The sequence below is a fragment of the Microbacterium barkeri genome (assembly GCF_027921765.1).
GTDB classification, from domain to species: Bacteria; Actinomycetota; Actinomycetes; order Actinomycetales; family Microbacteriaceae; genus Microbacterium; species Microbacterium barkeri.
This window is the reverse complement of sequence record NZ_BSEJ01000001.1, coordinates 32,880-53,220: the sequence shown is the minus strand read 5'-3', so window position 1 is coordinate 53,220 and position 20,341 is coordinate 32,880. Positions and strand designations below refer to the sequence as shown.

Below are 20,341 nucleotides of genomic sequence, written 5' to 3'. Positions count from 1 at the left end.
CGCTCAGTGCGACGACGTGGAGTGCGCCTCGTCGAAGGTCGGACGGCGGCCGAACAGGCGCGCGATGAGGAGCACGACCCCCACGATGACGAGCCCCTCGATGAAGCCGAACACCGCGGAGATCGCCGTGTCGACGACCCAGACCACCACGCCGCCGAGCGGCTCGAGCGCGTGCTCGACCGCATGGAGCGCATCCGCGAAGACGTGCAGGCCGACCTCGCCGAGGTTCACGATCACGAGGTGCCCGCCGACCCACAGCATCGCGACGGTGCCGATCACGCTGATGACGCGGAACACGGCGGGCATGGACGTCACGATGCGGGCGCCCGTGAGCCGCACGCTGCCGACCGGGCTCTCGGCCATCCGCATCCCGATGTCGTCGATCTTCACGAGCAGCGCGACCGCCCCGTAGACGAGCAGGGTCATGAGCAGCGCGATCACGGCGAGCACCGCGAGGGTCTGCCAGAACCCCATTCCCGCATCGAGGCTCGCGAGCGAGATGAGCATGATCTCGGTCGAGAGGATGAGGTCGGTGCGGATCGCGCCCCACACGAGGCGCTTCTCGTCGCGCGCGCCCTCGTCCGCATGGCCGTGCCCGAATCCGAACCACTCGAGGACCTTCTCCGCGCCCTCGAAGCAGAGGTACGAACCGCCCAGGATGAGCAGGAACGGGAGCACCCACGGCGCGAAGGTCGTGAGCAGCATCGCCACGGGGATGATGATGAGGAACTTGTTCGCGAGCGAGCCGAGCGCGATGCGGCCCACGACCGGCAGCTCGCGCGCGGGCGTGATGCCCTGCACGTACTGCGGGGTCACGGCGGCATCGTCGATGACCACGCCGGCGGCCTTCGACGAGGCCTTCACAGCGGCGGTCAGGATGTCGTCCACGACGGCGAGCAGGCCGACAGACATGTGTTCTCCCACGGGTCCGAGCACGAGACGGGCAACGCAACGCTACCCGACGGGGATGGTCCTCCCCGCCGGGCAGCGCCGCGTCACCGCTGCGCGACGCCTCGGAAGCCGCGCAGGCGCAGGCTGTTGCCGACGACGAACACGCTCGAGAAGGCCATCGCGGCGCCCGCGAGCATGGGGTTCAGCATGCCGAGCGCGGCGATCGGGATGGCCGCGACGTTGTACGCGAACGCCCAGAACAGGTTGGACTTGATCGTCGAGAGCGTGCGCCGGGAGAGGCGGATGGCATCGACCGCGGCTCGCAGGTCGCCCCGGACGAGCGTGATGTCGGACGCCTCGATGGCCACGTCGGTCCCCGTGCCCATCGCGAGCCCGAGATCGGCCTGAGCGAGCGCGGGGGCGTCGTTCACGCCGTCGCCCACCATCGCGACGACGCGGCCCTCGCGCTGCAGTCGCGCGACGACCTCGACCTTGTCCTGCGGCAGGACCTCGGCGTGGACGAGCTCGATGCCGACCTCGGCGGCGATCCGCTCGGCCACCGCGCGGTTGTCGCCGGTCAGCAGCACGGGGGTGAGACCCAGCTCCTTCAGCTCGGCGATCGCCTGGGCGCTGGTCGGCTTGACGGTGTCGGCCACGACGAGGAGCCCTCGTGCGCGTCCGTCCCATCCGACCGCGACGACGGTGCGGCCATCCGCCTCCTCGCGCCGCTGCGCCTCCGCGACGTCGGCGGAGAGGTGCAGAGCCCAGTCGGACAGGAGAGAGGCCCGGCCGACGACGACGGCCGCGCCGTCGACGACCCCCTGCACGCCCCTTCCCTCGAGGTTCTGGAACCCCTCCACGACGGGCAGCGCGCCGAGCTCCGCCGTCGCCGCGCGCGCGATCGCCTGGGCGATCGGGTGCTCCGACGCGCTCTCGAGCGCGCCTGCGAGCCGCAGGACATCGGCCCGCTCGACACCCGGCTCGGTCACGACGTCGACGAGCGTCATCCGTCCGCTGGTCACCGTGCCCGTCTTGTCGAGCACGACCGTGTCGACCCGGCGCGTCGACTCGAGCACCTCGGGCCCCTTGATGAGGATGCCCATCTGCGCTCCGCGGCCGGTTCCGACGAGAAGCGCCGTCGGCGTGGCGAGTCCCAGCGCGCACGGGCAGGCGATCACGAGGACCGCCACGGCTGCCGTGAAGGCCGCCGACGCCGGGAAGCCCGCGCCGAGCCACGCGCCGAGCGCGACCACCGCGATCGCGATGACGATCGGCACGAAGACCCCCGAGATGCGGTCCGCGAGCCGCTGGACCTCGGCCTTCCCGCTCTGGGCGTCCTCGACCATCCGCGCCATCTGGGCGAGCTGCGTGTCAGCCCCGACGCGCGTCGCACGCACGACGAGCCGCCCGCCCTCGTTGACGGTCGCACCCGTCACCGCGTCGCCCTCGCCGACCTCGACCGGCACGGACTCGCCCGTGAGCATCGACGCGTCGACCGCCGAGGTGCCGGAGACCACGACGCCGTCGGTCGCGATCTTCTCCCCCGGGCGGACGACGAACTCGTCGCCGACGGCGAGCTGCGACGCGGGGATCCGGGTCTCGACGCCGCCGCGCAGCACCGAGACCTCCTTGGCGCCGAGCTCGAGGAGCGCCCGCAGAGCGGCGCCGGCCTGGCGCTTCGAGCGCTTCTCGAAGTAGCGGCCCGCGAGGATGAACATCGTCACGCCCGCGCCGACCTCGAGGTAGATGTTCGCCGCGCCATCCGAGGGCGCGATGGAGAGCTCGAAGGCATGCGTCATGCCCGGCTCGCCCGCTGTGCCCAGGAAGAGCGCGTAGAGCGACCACAGGAACGCCGCCGAGGTGCCCATCGAGATGAGCGTGTCCATGGTCGCCGCCCCGTGCCGCAGGTTGAGCCACGCGGCGCGGTGGAACGGCCACGCCGCCCACACGATGACGGGTGCGGCGAGGGCGAGCGACGCCCATTGCCAGTACGGGAACTGCAGCGCGGGGATCATCGACATCGCGATGACGGGGAGCGTCAGCACGACCGATCCGATCAGCCGCTGCCGCAGCGAGCGCAGCTCCGGATCATCCGGCTCGCCGTCATCCGACGGCTCGTCGACGGGCGGCTTCGGAAGGGCGGCCGTGTACCCGGTCTTCTCCACCTCGGCGACGAGCAGCGCCGGGTCGTACCCCTCGGGCACGGTGACGCGCGCCTTCTCGGTCGCGTAGTTCACGGTCGCCGACACGCCCTCGAGCTTGTTGAGCTTCCGCTCGATCCGGTTCGCGCACGACGCGCAGGTCATGCCTCCGATCTCGAGCTCGATGTCGGCGCCCCCGACGGACGTGCTCATCAGTGGCCTCCCGAATGCGCATGCCCGTGCCCGGCTGCGGCCGCGCCGGCGTCGAGCACGAACTCCGCGGTGTGGACCTGCCCGCCGACCTGGAAGTCCAGATAGAGCAGGTAGCGTCCGGTGGTCGGCGCCTCCGCTGCGAACGCGATCTCCGGACCGCCGAGGTCGTCCGCGCCGGGCTCCGCCCCCTCGGGATGCACATGGAGATACGCGAGGTCGCCCTCGCGCAGCGCGACGAGGTGCCCGAATGCCCCGAGATACGGCTCAAGCGCGGTGACCGGCTCGCCGTCGCGGGTGATCGAGAGCGTGAGCTCCTGTGCGGCACCCGGAGCGAGGTCGCCCGCGAGCTCGACGGTGTACCCGCCCACCTCGTCCACGCGCGACGGCTCGGCGCTGACGGGGGTGTAGTCGCCCGCGACCTCGACCGAGCGCGCGAGGGTGAGCCCCTGCGCGCCGTCGCCTGCCGGCGTGAAGTCGGCGTACACGCGGTACGTGCCGGCGGCCTCCCACGACCACGGGATGCTCCAGGCTCCGGTGTGCGCGTCGAGCTCGGGATGGACGTGGCGGAAGTGCGCGCCATCGGAGCGCACCACGATGAGGTGCAGCTCCTTCTCGTGCTCGATCGCGTACGACGTGAGCGGCTCACCCGCGCTGTCGAGGATCTGGAAGCTCAGCTCCCCCTGCTCCCCCGCCCCGCTCGGAGCGGCGACCGCGGTGAGCGTGTAGCCGTCGGCGCTGAGCGTGACGCCCTGCGGGGCGTGCGCGCCGTGCGCGCCATCGCCAGGCGCGCCGTGCGCGCTCTCGCTCTGCGCGCCATCCGATGCCGTGCCATCCGTCGGCGCGGTCGTGTGACCGCCTCCGTGACCATCCACCTTGTCCTCCTCGTTCCATGCGGTGACGACCGCGTCGGGGGCGACGGCCGACGCGACCCCGAAGGCCGCGCCGAACGCCGCCACCAGTCCGGCGCCGTACAGGGCGAGCCGCGCCCCCGCGTTCATCAGACGCGCTCCGCCGAGTAGCCGGCCTCCTCAACGGCCGCGAGGATCTTCGCGTCGTCGATCTCGGCCGTGCCGCTCACGACGAGGCGGCCCGTCTGCGCGCTCACGTCGATGCCCTCGACGCCCGGCACCTCGCCCACTTCCTCGCGCACCGACATCTCGCAGTGCCCGCAGGTCATGCCCGTCACGCGGTATTCGATCTCCGTCATCTTCGGTCCTCTCGTCAGGTTCGGAAGGGTGTCACCTGCGCCAACCGTATACCCCCCGGGGGTATTCCCGCAACGTGCTCCCTCTTGCTGCGAACGCCTCGGCCGAGCACGCTGGAAGACACATCGGCTTCGGCGGAACCGGAGGTGAGGACGATGCAGGTGAAGCCCGGCGATCGCCTCGTCGTGGAGGGCCACACAGACAGCGAGCCGCGCCGCGAGGCGGAGGTCCTGGAGGTGCGCGGACCGGACGGCGGTCCGCCGTTCCTCGTGCGCTGGAAGGACGGCCACGAGGGCCTCGTCTTCCCGGGAGCCGACGCGCACATCGTCGCGCGCGACGGCGCCTGACGCACCGTCACGCGCGACCCGGGTTCAATGCGGGCTGTTATGCCCGGGCAGCCGCAGAATGGAGGCATGAAACCGGAGGGGTGGGCGCTGATCGTCGTCGGCACGCTCGCCGCCGGGCTCATCTCGATCGCGTTCCTCGGCGCGCTGGGGCGGCTCGCCCCGGGACAGGCCGGCGCGATGACGCTCAGCCTGCTCGCCCTGGCCCTTTCGGGGCTCGTCGCGCTGCTCTTCTCGCCGGAGGCACGCGAGCGGCGTGCCCGCAGGCGAGGAACGCCGGGTGCGTCCGCACCCGCGACCGACGCCGTGCGACAGGAGACACGGGAGCAGCCACTGATCCCCATGGCGGAGTCCTGAGCCATGCCCTCCCAGACGCACGAGCTGAGGTTCACCCCAACCGAGGTGCGAAAGCGCTTCGTGAGCTGGTCGGACGGCGAGGCCGATCGAGAATGGGAATGCCTCCAGCTCATCTGGACACACGCGCCCGGGCTCGCCCCTCGTCCCCTGAGGCGAGAGGTCGCAGACGGACACCCGGTCGTGGTCATGGAGCGGATCCCGGGCGAGCCGCTCGGTGAGGGGCCGCTCACCCCGGCTCAGACCGCTTCCCTCGGACGGGCCCTGCACCGCCTCTATCGCATCCCGATCGAGGGCATCACGGCTGCGGCGATCTCCGAGCGGCGATACGGACCTTCGACGCTCCCCGCTGCGCTCATCGGCTGGCTGCGCGAACCACAGGACCTCGCCCGCTGCGCGGATCCTGCCCGAGTACGCGACGGCATCGAAGCGGCGCTCGCATGGCTTGCGCGTTCGGACAACCGTCCGGAAGCGCAGCTGACGAGTCTCGGGATCGCCGATCTCAATCCCGCGAACGTCCTGTGGGACGGCGAGACCTGTCGCCTCGTCGATTTCGAAGACGGCGGCGTCACCGATCCCGCCTATGATCTCGCAGACCATGTCGAGCACATCGCCGCACGCCGAAGTGGGGTCTACGACCCCGATGCTCTCTCGACTGCCGTCGGCTTCTCCGAAGAGGAACGCGCTCGAATGCGCGCATTCCGACCGTTGTGGGCGGCCTTCTGGCTCGCGATGCTGCTGCCTGGGAACGGGGCATTCCGTCGCAATCCACCGGGTTCGACGGAGACCCGGGCCGCTTACCTGATGCGTCTCATCGCCTGATCGACGCGCACCGCGGCGTCGGGCGCTTCACGCTCAGGATGACTCGGAGCCGCCGGGCGCGTCCGCGATGACGCGGTCGATCCAGTCGCGACGCGGGAGCGATGGGATCGCGTCCCGCGGGAACCACCCCAGCTCGAGGAGCTCCTCGAGGTCGGGGGTCGCCGCGGAGAGCAGCTCGCAGTCGAACGCGGTCGTCACATAGCCGACCTGGTCGCCGTTCGGATAGGTGACCATCATGGGCTCGCCGCCGTAGACGCCGACGATGCCGCGGACGCGGACTCGCGCACCGGTCTCCTCGAGGACCTCGCGCAGCAGCGCCGCGGCCGGCTCCTCCCCCGGCTCGACACCGCCGCCGATCAGGCTCCAGAGCCCCGAGTGACGATGCCGCGCCAGCAGGAAGCGGTCATCGTCGCGGATCACCGCTGTGACGCCGGGAAGCAGCAGGAGATCGGTCCCGATGCGGGAGCGGATCGAGGCGACGTAGTCCGACATCGGCATGCACGGAGTCTAGGCACGACCGGCGACGAAGTCCGGGAAGTCGGCGGGTCCGATGCCGTCTTCCGCGAAGAATGCACGCACGAAGCGGGCGGCCTCCTCCTCGATCCGATCCAGCGGCAACCCGGACACCGTGAAGCCATAGGTGCCGTCGGCGGGCCCGGTGAGCCACCTGAAATCAACGCAGCGCTGTCCGCCCGGCTGCTCTCGCGTGTCGACCTGGAACGTCTCTCCCTCGACCTCGATCACGGTGCTCATCGCTCCACCGTACGATGCACAGACGATCTCCCTCTTCGAAGTCGTCCTCGACCTGCGTCTGCCGTAGCCCGCCGAACTCCGCGCATGGACACTCGGTTGCGAGACGCGTCCGAGCCCGCCGGCGGAGCGCCTCGATATCGTGAAGGGCATGGAGGAGCCGACGGAACCAGACACGCCGGAAACGGAGCCGTGGTCGCCGCGGCGTCGCCGACTCACGGGAACCCTCATCGTCCTGATCCTCGTCGGGCTCGTCGCCTTCGCTCCGGGGCCGATTCTGCGGATCATCCACACGAATAATGCCCACCAGCTCGTCGACAGCCTTCCCGCCGAGCGCGACACGCTGCTCGCGAAGCGGGAAGAGTTCCGTGCCCCGCTCGAACAGCTCGGCGCTCCCGTGCGCTCCTGGACCGAGGTGTCCTGCTCGCTCGCACCGCAATACAGCGACGGCGACGGCGAACAGGACATCGTGATGTTCTATTCGCAGCAATGCTCGCTGCGGAGCATCGAGCTCTACCCTGTGCCGGATGAGCTCACAGACGGCGCATCCGTCGCCGCATGGCTCGGAGGCCACACCGCGGGCGACCCGACGTGCAGCGAGCTCATCTTCGACGTCCTCACCCCTGACGCCGGTGCCGTGGGCCCCGACGCGTACACCCCGGACTTGTGGTGGATTGACCCAGACGGCACACCGCCCGAGGATGAGCCGGATCGCTGCATGCTCGCCGCTCCTGGCGGGCCGCGCACGGCGCACACCACCGTCGACGTCGACGAGCCGCTGACCGCAAGCTCCTATCTCGTCTACACGGTCTGGACGCCTGTGGCCGCGACCGACGTCGGATGCGACTACGCGATGTCGTCCTGGCTCGGCGGATGCGTGGGAGAGCCGGACGGCTTCCCCGTGGTCTGAGCGGGGCTCGAGGGAGTGAGTTCCTGCGCGGCCTGCAGCTCAGATCGACACCGCCGCGTACAAGAAAACCCCCGCCGGAGCGGGGGTTCTTCAGAGCTGGGGTACCTGGACTCGAACCAAGAACAACTGAACCAGAATCAGCCGTGTTGCCAATTACACCATACCCCAAGAGGTTTCCGGCCTGGGCCGTACCGAGGGTCTACTCTACCCGAACCGGCGAGGGCGTCCAAACCGGGGCGTTCCCCATGGCGTGTCGCTCACGCGACGCGGCGTGCGACCTCGAGGAACGCGTCGACCGAGGCCGAGACGCAGGTGGCCCGCCGGCTCGCGAGGATGGGCACCGGATCGATGTCGACGATCGGCACGCACACGATCCCCGGGCGCCGATAGTGCGTCGCGACGGAGGCCGCCGCGATGTTCACGCCGATCCCCGCGGCGCACAGCTCCAGCAGACCCTCGACGTCGTCGGCGACAGCGGTGACGCGCGGGCGCACGCCGCTCGGCCGCGGGTCGACCAGCCACCACGAGCGCACCGGCCCCTCCGCGGCTCCGACCACGACGAACGGGAGGTCGTCGGTCTCCGCGATGCTGACGCTGTCGCGTGCCGCGAGCGGATGGTCGTCGCGCAGCACGAGCACGCGCGGCTCGGTCGCGATCTGCTCAGACGAGACCCCGTCCTCCCTCGCGCCGGACGGTGGGGCGATCACGACGTCGACGACGCCGTCGCGCAGGGCCTGCGCCCCCGCGAAGAAGCCCAGGCGCACGAGCTCGACGTCGAGGTCGGCGTCCGCTGCCACGAGCTCGGCGAGCGCACGGCTCACGATCGGGCCCGCGCCAGCCGCGACGACGCCGACGCGCAGCGTGCCACCCCCTGCCGACTCCGACGCCCACGCCTCCACCGCACGATGCGCGCGATCCGCCTCCACCGCGAGCGGGAGGAACGCCCGACCGCGCTCGGTCAGCGCTACGGACCGCGGCGTCCGGTCGAACAGCCGCGCGCCGACCACGGACTCGAGGCGCGCGATCTGCTGACTGAGCGTGGGGCCCGAGATGTGGAGGGCCGCCGCGGCACGGCCGAAGTGCAGGTGCTCGGCGACCGTCACGAAGTAGCGCAGCTGCGTCGCCGACACGTTCATGGCTCGATGTTAGCCCGCGGCTAATGCGCGTGCGCCTCTTCCACGTGGACGCACGCCCGGGCTCCGCGCGAGGCTGAACCCGTTCCTTCCCCCTCGACAAGGAGGTCGTCCGTGTCCGACACCGCCCCCGCCATCCCGAGCGCCCTGCCCGGTGCGCCCGCCCCGTACTTCCTCGACGAGGTGCAGGGCGACAAGCTCGTCATGTTCGACCAGCTCTTCACGCTCCTCACGACGGGAACGCAGAACGAGGGGCAGTTCGACGCGTTCGTGACGGAGGGACGGCCCGGGCGTCCGGTGCCCGCGCACTACCACGCGCTCACGCACGAGACCTTCTTCGTGCTCGAGGGCGCCATCCGCCTCTGGATGGATGACCGCAACGGCTTCCGCGAGACCCGCATCCTCGAGGCGGGCGGCTTCGGGTTCGTTCCGAAGGGCACGGTCCACTCGTATCGCATCGAGCGCACGGGCAGGATCTTCGGCGTCACGAGCGCGCCCTTCACCGACTTCTTCCGCGCGGTCGGCGCCCCCACCGACATCCCCGGGATCCCCGAGCCCGACCGCTTCCACATCCCGCCGTTCGAGCGGATGGCGGCCGCGGGCGCCCAGTACGACGTCAACTTCGTCGAGGGCTATGAGCTCTTCGACTGAGCGGACGCTGCGCGACGTCGTCTACGCGACGCGCCCCGGGTTCCGGCCGCTCTCCCTCGACCTGCATCGACCGGAGGCCGACGGCGCCCCGCTCATCGTGTTCGTGCACGGCGGCGGCTGGCGCGTCGGCAGCCGCCGGGTCATGTGCCCGACGTTCGCCCCCGAGCACGGGTTCCCTCGACTCGTCGCCGACGGGTTCGCCGTCGCCTCGATCGACTACCGTCTGAGCGGCGAGGCGGTGTTCCCCGCGCCGCTCGACGACGTCGCGGCAGCGCTCGCGTGGCTCCGCGAGCACCAGGGCGCGCTCGCGGTCGACGCGACGCGCATCGTCCTGTGGGGCGAGTCGGCGGGCGCGCACCTCGCGGCGCTCGCGGGGCTCTCGGATGGCGCGGTGCGCGGGGTCGTGGACTGGTACGGCCCGAGCGACCTCGTCTCGTTCCCCGCGCCTGCGCCGTCGGATGAGCACCCCACGCGCGAGGAGGCGCTGCTGGGCGGCGCCGTGGCCGACCTCCCCGAGCGCGCGCGTGCCGCGAGCCCCGCGCGTCAGGTCGCGCCCGGCGCGCCGCCGTTCCACATCGCGCACGGGATCGACGACACGGCCGTGCCCGCCGCGCAGAGCGAGGCGCTGCACGCCGCGCTCGTGGCCGCGGGCGCCGACGCGACGCTGCAGCTCGTGCCGGGGGCGGGCCACCTGTGGCAGGGGCTCGACGACCCCGACGACGTCCTGTCCCCCGCGCTCGCCTTCGCGCGCCGCGTCACCGGGTGACGCGGCGCGCGTCCGCTCAGCCGAGCTTCTGGACGAGGGCGCTCAGGCGCCGGATCGACTCGGCCTTGCCGAGCAGCTCCATCGACTCGAACAGCGGCGGCGAGACCCGGCGCCCGGTGATCGCGACGCGCGGCGGGCCGTAGGCCACGCGCGGCTTGAGTCCGAGATTCTCGACGAGCGCGCCGCTGAGCGCGTCCTGGATGCCCTGCGCCGTGAACTCCGCCTCCGGCACGACCTCGAGGGCCCCGACGCACGCCGTGAGCACGACGCCCGCGTTCTCGGGAAGCCCCGCGAGCGCATCGTCGTCGTACGCGACCTCGTCCGAGAAGAGGAAGCCGAGGAGGCCGGGGGCGTCGCCCAGAAGCGGAAGGCGCTCCTGGATGAGCGGTGCGGCCTTCGCGAGCAGCGCGCGCTGGTCGTCGGTCGGGGTCGCGTCGACGAGGCCCGCCTGCGCGAGATACGGCACGATCCGCTCGGCGAAGTCGTCGGGCGCGAGCATCCGGATGTGGTCGCCGTTGATCGACTCGGCCTTCTTCTGGTCGAAGCGCGCGGGGTTCGGGTTGACGTCCTCGATGTCGAACGCGGCGACGAACTCCTCGAGCGAGAACACGTCGCGGTCGGGGCCGATGGACCAGCCGAGCAGCGCGAGGTAGTTGAGCAGCCCCTCGGGGATCATGCCCTTCTCGCGCTGCAGGAACAGGTCGGCGCGGGGGTCGCGCTTCGAGAGCTTCTTCGTGCCGTCGCCCAGGACGAGCGGCATGTGCCCGAAGCGCGGGATGAAGGTCGTGACGCCCGCGTCAATGAGCGCGCGGTAGAGCGAGAGCTGACGGGCCGTCGACGGCATGAGGTCCTCGCCGCGCAGCACGTGGGTGATCCCCATCAGCGCGTCGTCGACGGGGTTCACGAACGTGTACAGCGGGACGCCGTTCGGGCGCACGATGACGAAGTCGGGGAACGAGCCGGCCGGGAAGGTCACCTCGCCGCGGATGAGGTCGACGTACGTGAGGTCCTCGTCGGGAACGCGCAGCCGCAGCGCGGGCTGGCGGCCCTCGGCGCGGAAAGCGGCCTTCTGCTCCTCCGTGAGGTCGCGGTCGTGGTTGTCGTAGCCGAGCTGCTTGGCGCGGCCGGCAGCCTCGTTGCGGGCGTCGATCTCCTCGGCGGTCGAGAAGCTCTCGTAGACGAGCCCCGCGGCGATGAGCTTGTCGAGCACCTCGCGGTAGATGTCATGCCGCTGCGACTGCCGGTACGGCGCGTGCGGCCCGCCGGTCTCGACGCCCTCGTCCCAGTCGATGCGCAGCCAGCGCAGCGCGTCGAGGAGCTGCTGGTAGCTCTCCTCGCTGTCGCGGGCCGCGTCGGTGTCCTCGATGCGGAAGACGAGCTTGCCGCCGTGGTGACGGGCGTAGGCCCAGTTGAACAGGGCCGTGCGGACGAGGCCGACGTGAGGGAGGCCGGTGGGCGACGGGCAGAAGCGCACGCGCACGTCGGCGCCGGTGGCGGTCGTGGTGCGGGGATCGGGAGCAGACATCCCGTCCAGTCTAGTTCGCGGCGCCCGGTGGCCCGTCAGCGCTCAGCGCCGCGCGAGGGGCGACAGCACGGTCGTGAGCGCGACGAGCACGAGGGCGACGAGCGCGAGCGCCCCGTAGCCCCACTGCCCGAGGACGACGCCCGCGAGAACGGCGCCGACCGCCGCGGACGAGGTCATCAGCGTGTCGCCGATCCCCTGCCGCCGCGGGCGGAGGTCGACCGGCGTGCTCTCGGTGAGGAGCGCCGCGCCCGCCACCGTGGCCGCGCTCCAGCCGAGCCCGAGCAGGAACAGCGCGACGATCACGATGCCCTGCACGTCGGACCCGAAGGTCGCCAGCAGCAGCGCGCACGCGAGGACCCCCTGCCCCAGGAGGACGACGGCGACGCGGCCCCAGCGGTCGGCCAGCCAGCCGAACACGGGCGACAGCCCGTACATGCCGAGGACGTGGAGCGCGATCGTCGTGCCGACGAGGAGGGTCACGGCCTCGTTCGCGCCCGCGGCCCCGCCGTGCCCGGCGTGCGCGAGGTGCTGGAGGTGCACGGGCGTCATCGCCATGACCGACGCCATGACGACATGCGACGCGGCCACGGCGAACATCGCATAGCGCGCCGCGAGGGGGCGGTCCGCGTCGACCGGCGGCGCCGCGCCTCCCGCGGCGTCGCGCGAGATCCGCTGGGCGAGCAGAAGCGGATCGGGGCGCAGCGCGACGAGGTAGAGGATGAGCGCGGCCGCCTGCGCGACGATGGAGAAGAGGTATGCGCCGGTGAGCGGCGGCATGCCGACGAGCCGGCCGAGCGCCTCTCCCGGAGTCAGCAGCAGCGGCCCGAGCACGCCGCCGACCGTCGTCGCCCAGACGACCGTGCCGAGGTCGCGTCCGCGGCGCTCGCCCGCGGCGAGGTCGGTCGCCGCGAACCGGGACTGCAGATTGCCCGCGTTGCCCGCGCCGATGAGCACGACCCCCGCGAGGAGGAGCGGGAAGACGCGCAGGGCCGCCGCCGTCACGACGATCGCGATGCCGACGAGGGCGAAGAGGTTGCCCAGGGTCAGCGCCGTGCGGCGGCCGCGCGCGGCGGCGAGTCGAGCGAGCGGGATGGCGCAGAGCGCGGCCCCGAGGGTGACGGACGCGGTCGCGAACCCCGACAGCGACTCCTGACCGGAGATGTCGGCGGCGAGGAGGGCCCCGAGCGAGACGGTGGCGCCGAAGGCGACGCCGCCGAGGACCTGGCCGAGCGCCAGTACGCGGACGACGCGGCCCTGGATCCGCGCGACCTCCTCGGGAGCCGTGACGGCGGTCATGTCACGCGTCGCGCACGGTGTTGCGCAGCAGCCCGATGCCCGGGATCTCGACCTCGACCGTGTCGCCGGCCTGGAAGGGGCCGACTCCCGCCGGCGTGCCGGTGAGGATGACGTCGCCCGGGAGGAGCGTGAACGCCGCCGACACGTGCGCGATGATCGTCGGCACGTCGAAGATCATGTCCGACAGCGGGGCCTCCTGCACGACCTCGCCGTTGAGGCGGGTCGTGAGGGAGCCCTGCGCGAGGTCGAACTCGGTCTCGATCGCGGGCCCGATCGGGCAGAACGTGTCGAAGCCCTTGGCGCGCGCCCACTGCCCGTCGCTGCGCTGCAGGTCGCGCGCCGTGACGTCGTTCGCGATGGTGTATCCGAACACGACATCGAGGGCGTCCTCCGCTCGCACGTTCTTCGCGATGCGCCCGATCACGATCGCGAGCTCGCCCTCGTACTGCGTGTCGGAGCTCTGCGGCGGCCGGACGATCGCGTCGCCGGGCCCGATCACCGAGGTGTTCGGCTTGAGGAACAGCAGCGGCTCGGCGGGGACGTCGTTGCCGAGCTCCGCGGCGTGATCGCGGTAGTTGCGCCCGACCGCGACGACCTTCGAGCGCGGGATGACCGGCGCGAGCAGCGCGACGTCCGTGACCGGAACGCGCGCTCCCGTGGTCTCGAACCCCGCGAACAGCGGGTCTCCCGCGAGCACGACGAGCTCCGACCCGTCGACGATCCCGTAGGTGATGGCGTCGTTGTGGCTGAACCGCGCGATCTTCACCCTGCCAGCCTATCCACGACCGTCCACCGCGGAGTCGATCGCCTCGGCCAGGGCGCCGCCCATCGCCTCCGCGAAGGTCGCCGTGAGGTGGTGCGAGTCGCGGTAGACGAGCAGCCCGCCGAGGATGGGCGCGCAGGAGGGCTCCTCGGAGGGGGCGCCGTCGATGGGCGCGCAGAAGTACGGCAGGAGGTCGATCTCCTCCGCGCGCGTCTCGCGGGCGACCTCCCTCACCGCGTCGCGTCCTGCCCCGCGGACGGCCTCCGACTCGGGAACCGCGCACACGGCCGCGTGCTCGAGGTTCATCGCGAGGCAGTCGAGCGGGCTCGTGCCGAGATCCGGCGTGTCGGCGAGGAGGAGCACGCGCGTCTCGGGCAGCGCGTCCACGACCTCGCGGAGCCCGTCTCGCCACGCCTGCTCTGCGTCGATGCCGTCCGGCACCTCCTCGTCGGCGTAGTTGGCGAGCACGAGGACCTCCGGCGGGTCCTCCCTGAGCTCGTCGAGCACCGTGCTGCGCCAGCGGTCGCATGCACCGAACGCGCTGCCGTCGAGCACGTGGCGCGCCAGCGCCGACGAGCAGCGGCTCTTGGTGTGCGTCGTGAGCGCCATCCCCCGCTCCTCCGCGGCGCGGAGCACCCCCGGGACCCAGTGCGCGGCGTGCGAGTCGCCCCAGAGGACCATCCGCTCGTCCCCTTCGCCGAAGGAGCACGGGCGCGGGCGCTCCTCCTGATAGCCGAGGTTGCATCCGTCGTCGTACACCTCCGACTCGTCGTCGGGAGCGTCCGCGAGCCCCGGCTCGAGGTTGGCCGGGACGACGGGCGTGACCTCCGGAGGGACGGCCGGCTCGGCGTGGGCGACCCGCGTCTGCGTCGCGAGCGCGGGCTCGGGCGCCACGGCCAGCGCGGTCCCTGCGGCCAGCGCGACGGCCGCCGTCGCGCCCGCCGCCGCGAGGAGCGTCCGACGCGGCCGTGCATCGACGAGCACCCGCGCGCGGCGCGTCGGCTGCTCCACGAGCCGGAACAGGGCCCACGCGACGGGGATGCTCGCGACGCCGAGCGCCGCGGGAAGCCAGGGAAGGCCGGGCGCCAGCAGTGCGCCGGCCACGATCAGCGGCCAGTGCACGAGATAGAGCGAGAAGGAGATCTCGCCGACGAAGACGAACGGCCGGTTGCCGATCACGGCACCCGCGCTCCCCCGCGGGGGCGCGTCCTGCCCGATCCCCGCGAGGATGACCGCGCCGGTCGAGAGGACCGGCAGCAGCACGAGCACGCCCGGGAACGCGGAGGACTCTCCGATGAGCGCGATCGCCGCGAGGATGCCGGCGAGGCCCGCCCAGCCGAGCGCGGCGCGCACGAGTCCGGGGATGCGCGCGACAGCGGCGGCGGGCACGAGCGCGATGAGCGCGCCGACGGCGAACTCCCACATGCGCGTCCAGAGCGCGAAGAACGCCCACGGCTGCGACACGGGCGTGAGGGCGACGACCGCGGCGAGGGATCCCGCGAGGACGATCCCGAGCGCGACGGCGACCGCCCCGCGCGCACCGCGCCGGCCCCCTAGTCGGCGGCCGACGGCCCACGCGGCGAGCAGCAGAGCCGGGCAGACGAGGTACCACTGCTCCTCGACGCCGAGCGACCAGTAGTGCTGGAAGAGCGACGGCGTCTCGTCGCCGAAGTAGTCCGCGTCGCGCACGGCGAACGCGTAGTTCGGCACGAACAGGGCCGAGGCGACCGCGTCGGCGAGGAGCGTCTCCCGCCGGAGGGGCGAGACGATCCCGTACGCGCCGACGACCGTGAGCACGACCACGACGAGCGCCGCGGGGAGGATGCGGCGCGCCCGGCGCGCCGTGAACGCCGGCAGGTCGATGCGGCCGGTCTCCGCCAGCTCGCGCACGAGGAGGCCGGTGATGAGGAAGCCCGACACGACGAAGAACACGTCGACGCCGATGAAGCCGCCCGGCGCCCAGGTCGCGCCCGCGTGCTGCGTCACGACGGCCAGCACGGCGATGGCCCTGAGCCCCTGGATGTCTCGACGGAACCCGGCGCGGCGCATCATCCCGACAGGGTGCCGTCCGCAGGTGAACGGACGGTGATGCGCGACGCCCGCCCGGGCATCCCGGGCGGGCGTCGCGGCGAGCGGGCGCTCAGGCGTCGAGGCGGTACAGCCACCCCTTCGTGTCCTCGCGGCGCCCGTACTGGATGTCGGTGAGCTCCTCGCGCAGCGAGAGGCCGAGCTCGCCGAGCGGCTGGGCGTCCTCGAAGCCCTCGCCCTTGAGCGCGCCGATCGGCGTGACCACCGCTGCCGTGCCGCACGCGAACACCTCGGTGATGTCGCCCGACGCGACGCCGTCGCGCCACTCCGCGAGCGAGACCGCGCGGCGCTCGACCGCGAGGCCGCGGTCGGCCGCGAGCTCGAGGAGCGAGTTGCGGGTGATGCCGTCGAGGATGCTGTCCGACGCCGGCGTGACGAGCGTGCCGTCCTTCTTCACGAAGACGATGTTCATGCCGCCGAGCTCCTCGACGTTCCCGTCGGCGTCGAGGAAGACCACCTGGTCGCACCCCTTCTCGTACGCCTCGGCCTGAGGAAGGAGGCTCGAGGCGTAGTTGCCGCCGGTCTTCGCGGCGCCCGTGCCGCCCTTCGCGGCGCGCGCGTAGTTCTCGCTCAGCCAGATGCTGACCGGCTTCACACCGCCCGTGAAGTACGAGCCGGCGGGGCTCGCGATGAGGCAGTACGTGTACTTGTGCGCGGGGCGGACGCCGAGGAACGCCTCCTTCGCGAACATGAACGGGCGCAGGTAGAGCGTCTGGTCGGCCTTCTCGGGCACCCAGGCGCCGTCGACCGCGATGAGCTCGCGCAGAGACTGGAGGAAGTACTCCTCCGGAAGCTCGGGCATCGCGAGGCGGCGCGCGCTGCGCTGCATGCGGCGCGCGTTCTGATCGGGCCGGAACGTGTAGATCCCGCCGTCGGCGTGGCGGTAGGCCTTGAGGCCCTCGAAGATCTCCTGCGCGTAGTGGAGCACGGCGGCGGCGGGCGACAGGCTGATCGGACCGAAGGGCTGCACGCGCGGACGGTGCCAGCCGCCCTTGACCGACCAGCAGATGTCGACCATGTGGTCGGTGAAGATCGTGCCGAAGCCCGGGTTCTCGAGCAGCTCGGCGCGCTGGGCGGGCGAGACGGCGGCGAGGTTCTTCGTGACCGCGAAGTCGAGAGACGGGAGCGTGGTGTCGGTGGTCGTCATGTGCGGATTCCTGTCTGCGCGTCGGTGGGTGTCAGGCCTTCAGGCGAGACGCGATCGCGTCGCCGATCTCGGCGGTCGAGCGCTTCTCGCCCGTGCGGGCGGCGATGTCGTCCTCGATCGCGCGCGACACGCGATCGGCCGCGTCCTGCAGGCCGAGGTGGTCGAGCAGGAGGGCGATGGAGCCGATCGCCGCTGTGGGGTCGGCCTGCTGGGTGCCCGCGATGTCGGGGGCCGAGCCGTGCACGGGCTCGAACATCGAGGGGAAGTCGCCGTCGGGGTTGATGTTGCCCGAGGCTGCGAGTCCGATGCCACCGGTGACGGCGCCGGCCAGGTCTGTGAGGATGTCGCCGAAGAGGTTGTCGGTGACGATGACGTCGAAGCGACCCGGGTTCGTGACCAGGAAGATCGTCGCGGCGTCGACGTGCAGATAGTCTACGGCCACGTCCGGGTGCTCCCGCGCGACCTCGTCGACGATGCGCTGCCACAGGCGGCCCGCGTTGACGAGCACGTTCGTCTTGTGCACGAGCGTGAGGCGACGGCTGCGGCGCTCGGCGAGCGCGAACGCGTAGCGCACGACGCGCTCGACGCCGAACGCGGTGTTCACGCTCGTCTCGTTCGCGACCTCGTGCGGGGTCCCCTGGCGGATCGAGCCGCCGTTGCCGACGTACGGACCCTCTGTGCCCTCGCGCACGACGACGAAGTCGATGTCGCCGGGCTCGGCGAGCGGGCCGTCCTGCCCGGGGTAGAGCTTGGACGGGCGGAGGTTCACGTAGTGGTCCAGCGCGAAGCGGAGCTTCAGGAGCAGCCCGCGCTCGATGTTCGCGCCCGCGAGCCGCGGGTCGCCGGGCGTGCCGCCCACCGCGCCGAGGAGGATCGCGTCGTGCGCCTTGATGGCGTCGAGGTCGTCGTCGGTGAGCGTGTCGCCGGTCTCGAGGTAGCGGCCCGCTCCGAGCGAGAAGCGGGTCTTCTCGAAGACGACGTCGCCGCCCGCGGTGACGGCGTCGAGCACCTTCTCGGCCTCGGCGATGACCTCGGGGCCGATCCCGTCACCGGGGATGACGGCCAGTTTCACGACGCGGGGCATTGCTCTCCTTCGGATGTCTCGGCATCCGCCGGGGCTCCGGTCAGTGCGACGCGTGCTCCCGGCGTCCTCCCAGGGTAGTCGCCGCGATCGCCATCGCGAGCACGACGAGCCCCGCGCCGATGAGCGACGTGATCGTCACGCCGCCGTCGAACGCGGTCGCCGCCGCGGACCGGAGCGCCTCTCCCGCCGCTCCCCCGACGGAGTCCGCGGCGTTCATCGCTCCGGCGAGCGTCTCCTCGGCATGCAGCGCGAGCTCCGCGGGGATCCCCTCCGGCACGACGAGGGTCGAGCGGTACCACCACGTGAGGATGCCGCCGAGGATGGATGTGCCGAGCACGGCGCCGAGCTCGTACGCGGTCTCCGAGACGGCGCTCGCCGCGCCCGCCTTCTCCGCGGGAGCGTTCGCGAGGATGAGCTCCCCCGACACGGTCTCGGCCGCGCCGATCCCCGCGCCGAGGAGCGCGAACCCGAGCACGAGCATCCCGACGTCGTGTGCGCCGACGAGCGCCACGATGAGGTACGCCGCGAGCGAGAGCAGGAGCGCCGACGGGATGACGATCGACGCGCGCACACGCCGCGCGATCGGCGTGACGATGAAGCCGCCGGCGATCGAGGTGAGGGCGCCGGGCAGGAGCGCGAGGCCCGCGATCATCGGGCTCAGGCCGACGATCATCTGCAGATGCTGCGACACGAAGTAGAGGAAGCCCACCATCGCGATGACGCTGAAGAGGTTCACGAGCATCGAGCCGCTGAACCCGGCCCGCGCGAACAGCGACATGTCGAGCATCGGCTGCGCCATCCGCAGCTGCCGGCGCACGAAGAGCCATCCGAACAGGACGCCGATGACGACGGGAGCGCCGCCGGCGAGACCGTGCACGGCGATCTCCTTGATGCCGTAGGCGAGGGGCGCGAGCGCGAGCATCGAGAGCAGGATGCTCGGGAGGTCGATCCGGCCGGGGTTCGGATCGCGGCTCTCGCTCACGAAGAGCGGGGCGAGCACGAGCATGAGGACGAGCATGGGCACCGCGAGCAGGAACACGCTCTGCCACGGGAAGTGCTCGATGAGGAAGCCGCCGACGATCGGGCCGAGAGCCCCGCCCGCGGAGAACATGCCGGCCCACACGGCAACGGCGATGCGCCGCTGGTTGCGCTCGGGGAACAGCGAGCGCAGGAGCGACATGGTCGACGGCATGAGGGTCGCGCCGAACAGGCCCATGACGGCGCGCGCCGCGATGAGCCATCCGGCTGTCGGTGCGAAGGCCGCGAGGACGGAGACGACCGTGAACCCGATCGCGCCGGTGAGGAGCAGCAGGCGGCGCCCGAACCGGTCGCCGAGCGATCCCATCGTCACGAGGAGCCCCGCCAGCACGAGCGAGTACGCGTCGATGATCCAGAGCTGCTCGGCGCTCGTGGGCTCGAGCTCCTTCGCGATGGCGGGCAGCGCGAAGTTGAGGATCGTGTTGTCGATCGACACGAGGAGCACGGGGAGCATGAGCACCGCGAGCGCGGCCCATGCCCGCCATCCGGCGCGCTGCGTCGTCGTGGGCTGGGTCGTCGTGCCGGTCGTCATCTCATCCGCCTGTCTCAATTACTGTACCGTCCAGATGGTACAGTAACTGCCATGGCTGTGCACGCCCTGGGCAGCGCGCGCCGTGTGAGAGGCTCGTCTGCATGAGCCGCCCGCCCCGCGCCAGAGAGAAGGTCCTCGACGCCTTCGAGAGCATCCTCCTCGAGGAGGGCGAGCGGGCGGCGACCCTCGAGGCGGTCGCGCGCCGAGCGGGCGTGTCCAAGGGCGGTCTGCTCTACCACTTCGGCTCGCGCGACGCGCTCGATGCGGGCCTCGTCGACCGGCTCCGGCTGCTCGCGGCCGACGACATGGCGGCCCTGCACGACGCACCCGAGGGCCCGATCTGGTACTACATCGCGACCTCCGCGCACGTCGGCGGGCCGTTCGACCGTGCGATCTCGGCGGTCGGCCGCCTCGCGCACGGCGGCAACGCCCTCGCGCGCGGCGCCCTCGCCGAGCTCCGGGATGCGTGGGCAGACGCCATCCGCCCGCACGTGCGCGACGAGGCCGCCCTCGAGCTCGTGCTCCTGCTGAGCGACGGCCTGTACGTGAACTCCGCTCTGCTCAACGACGTTCCGAGCCCGGTCCCCACCGGCGAGGCGCTGGAGGCGCTCATCCGCCTCGTCGAGGGGGCGACGCGCGCCTGAGCACGCGCGAACGCCCCCGCCCGATGGGCGGGGGCGTTCGGTGC

Annotated in this window: 21 protein-coding genes and 1 tRNA gene; 7 read left to right on the top strand and 15 right to left on the bottom strand. The window is 72.0% G+C overall.

What is annotated here, in order from left to right; translation table 11 throughout:
• Positions 1-3: 3 nt before the first annotated feature.
• From PKE79_RS00290 to PKE79_RS00275, 4 genes are all read right to left on the bottom strand, one after another.
• A complete protein-coding gene (locus PKE79_RS00290; protein ID WP_271171665.1) occupies positions 4-912 on the bottom strand; it encodes a DUF808 domain-containing protein in 909 nt (302 codons plus the stop codon).
• A gap of 83 nt (positions 913-995) precedes the next feature.
• Positions 996-3,245, bottom strand: a complete 2,250-nt coding sequence (locus tag PKE79_RS00285; RefSeq protein ID WP_271171664.1) for a heavy metal translocating P-type ATPase — start codon at positions 3,243-3,245, stop codon at positions 996-998.
• A complete protein-coding gene (locus tag PKE79_RS00280) occupies positions 3,245-4,243 on the bottom strand; it encodes a DUF8832 domain-containing protein (protein ID WP_271171663.1) in 999 nt (332 codons plus the stop codon). Before PKE79_RS00280 ends, PKE79_RS00285 begins: the two co-directional genes overlap by 1 nt.
• Positions 4,243-4,452 carry a heavy-metal-associated domain-containing protein gene (locus PKE79_RS00275; RefSeq protein ID WP_271171662.1) on the bottom strand — a complete coding sequence of 70 codons (210 nt, stop codon included), beginning with the start codon at positions 4,450-4,452 and terminating at the stop codon, positions 4,243-4,245. The genes PKE79_RS00280 and PKE79_RS00275 overlap by 1 nt, the downstream gene beginning before the upstream one ends.
• Positions 4,453-4,605: 153 nt before the next feature.
• On the opposite strand from PKE79_RS00275, the gene PKE79_RS00270 reads away from it, so the two are divergent.
• The 3 genes from PKE79_RS00270 to PKE79_RS00260 all read left to right on the top strand — a co-directional run bounded on the left by PKE79_RS00270 (position 4,606) and on the right by PKE79_RS00260 (position 5,970).
• Positions 4,606-4,797, top strand: coding sequence for a DUF1918 domain-containing protein (locus PKE79_RS00270; protein ID WP_271171661.1), 192 nt, complete (start codon positions 4,606-4,608; stop codon positions 4,795-4,797).
• Between the two features lie 66 nt (positions 4,798-4,863).
• Complete coding sequence (locus PKE79_RS00265; RefSeq protein ID WP_271171660.1) at positions 4,864-5,151, top strand: hypothetical protein; 288 nt, start codon at positions 4,864-4,866, stop codon at positions 5,149-5,151.
• 3 nt (positions 5,152-5,154) lie between these two features.
• On the top strand, positions 5,155-5,970 hold the full coding sequence (locus PKE79_RS00260) for an aminoglycoside phosphotransferase family protein (protein WP_271171659.1): 816 nt from the start codon (positions 5,155-5,157) through the stop codon (positions 5,968-5,970).
• A gap of 33 nt (positions 5,971-6,003) precedes the next feature.
• Here the strand turns inward: PKE79_RS00260 and PKE79_RS00255 are convergent, their stop codons facing one another.
• Positions 6,004-6,468 carry an NUDIX domain-containing protein gene (locus PKE79_RS00255; protein ID WP_271171658.1) on the bottom strand — a complete coding sequence of 155 codons (465 nt, stop codon included), beginning with the start codon at positions 6,466-6,468 and terminating at the stop codon, positions 6,004-6,006.
• A gap of 9 nt (positions 6,469-6,477) precedes the next feature.
• On the bottom strand, positions 6,478-6,723 hold the full coding sequence (locus PKE79_RS00250) for a hypothetical protein (RefSeq protein WP_271171657.1): 246 nt from the start codon (positions 6,721-6,723) through the stop codon (positions 6,478-6,480).
• Between the two features lie 148 nt (positions 6,724-6,871).
• Between PKE79_RS00250 and PKE79_RS00245 the strand changes: the two genes are divergently transcribed.
• The gene (locus PKE79_RS00245; RefSeq protein WP_271171656.1) at positions 6,872-7,630 is read left to right on the top strand and encodes a hypothetical protein; all 759 of its coding nucleotides are present in this window, start codon (positions 6,872-6,874) and stop codon (positions 7,628-7,630) included.
• 96 nt (positions 7,631-7,726) lie between these two features.
• On the opposite strand, the gene PKE79_RS00240 is transcribed toward PKE79_RS00245, so the two are convergent.
• Together PKE79_RS00240 and PKE79_RS00235 are read right to left on the bottom strand one after the other, a co-directional pair.
• A tRNA-Gln gene (locus PKE79_RS00240) sits at positions 7,727-7,798 on the bottom strand.
• 89 nt (positions 7,799-7,887) lie between these two features.
• Positions 7,888-8,766, bottom strand: a complete 879-nt coding sequence (locus PKE79_RS00235; protein ID WP_271171655.1) for a LysR family transcriptional regulator — start codon at positions 8,764-8,766, stop codon at positions 7,888-7,890.
• A 111-nt stretch (positions 8,767-8,877) separates the two neighbouring features.
• Between PKE79_RS00235 and PKE79_RS00230 the strand changes: the two genes are divergently transcribed.
• Complete coding sequence (locus PKE79_RS00230; RefSeq protein ID WP_271171654.1) at positions 8,878-9,414, top strand: quercetin 2,3-dioxygenase; 537 nt, start codon at positions 8,878-8,880, stop codon at positions 9,412-9,414.
• Complete coding sequence (locus PKE79_RS00225; protein WP_271171653.1) at positions 9,398-10,180, top strand: alpha/beta hydrolase; 783 nt, start codon at positions 9,398-9,400, stop codon at positions 10,178-10,180. The genes PKE79_RS00230 and PKE79_RS00225 overlap by 17 nt, the downstream gene beginning before the upstream one ends.
• A 16-nt stretch (positions 10,181-10,196) precedes the next feature.
• On the opposite strand, the gene gltX is transcribed toward PKE79_RS00225, so the two are convergent.
• The 7 genes from gltX to PKE79_RS00190 form a co-directional block, all read right to left on the bottom strand.
• Positions 10,197-11,705, bottom strand: coding sequence for a glutamate--tRNA ligase (gene gltX / locus PKE79_RS00220; protein WP_271171652.1), 1,509 nt, complete (start codon positions 11,703-11,705; stop codon positions 10,197-10,199).
• Positions 11,706-11,747: 42 nt separating this feature from the next.
• Positions 11,748-13,001 carry an MFS transporter gene (locus PKE79_RS00215; RefSeq protein WP_271171651.1) on the bottom strand — a complete coding sequence of 418 codons (1,254 nt, stop codon included), beginning with the start codon at positions 12,999-13,001 and terminating at the stop codon, positions 11,748-11,750.
• Between the two features lies 1 nt (position 13,002).
• Entirely contained in the window at positions 13,003-13,767 is a 765-nt protein-coding gene (locus PKE79_RS00210; RefSeq protein ID WP_271171650.1) for a fumarylacetoacetate hydrolase family protein, read from the bottom strand.
• 9 nt (positions 13,768-13,776) lie between these two features.
• Entirely contained in the window at positions 13,777-15,816 is a 2,040-nt protein-coding gene (locus tag PKE79_RS00205; RefSeq protein ID WP_271171649.1) for an acyltransferase family protein, read from the bottom strand.
• Between the two features lie 88 nt (positions 15,817-15,904).
• Positions 15,905-16,999, bottom strand: coding sequence for a branched-chain amino acid aminotransferase (locus PKE79_RS00200; protein WP_271171648.1), 1,095 nt, complete (start codon positions 16,997-16,999; stop codon positions 15,905-15,907).
• 31 nt (positions 17,000-17,030) lie between these two features.
• Positions 17,031-18,083: a 3-isopropylmalate dehydrogenase gene (locus PKE79_RS00195; RefSeq protein ID WP_271171647.1), complete on the bottom strand. Its 1,053-nt coding sequence runs from the start codon at positions 18,081-18,083 to the stop codon at positions 17,031-17,033.
• A 40-nt stretch (positions 18,084-18,123) separates the two neighbouring features.
• On the bottom strand, positions 18,124-19,653 hold the full coding sequence (locus tag PKE79_RS00190) for an MFS transporter (protein WP_271171646.1): 1,530 nt from the start codon (positions 19,651-19,653) through the stop codon (positions 18,124-18,126).
• A 101-nt stretch (positions 19,654-19,754) separates the two neighbouring features.
• Here PKE79_RS00190 and PKE79_RS00185 point away from each other — a divergent pair, with 101 nt between their 5' ends.
• Positions 19,755-20,297, top strand: coding sequence for a TetR/AcrR family transcriptional regulator (locus PKE79_RS00185; RefSeq protein ID WP_271171645.1), 543 nt, complete (start codon positions 19,755-19,757; stop codon positions 20,295-20,297).
• The last annotated feature ends 44 nt before the right edge of the window (positions 20,298-20,341 follow it).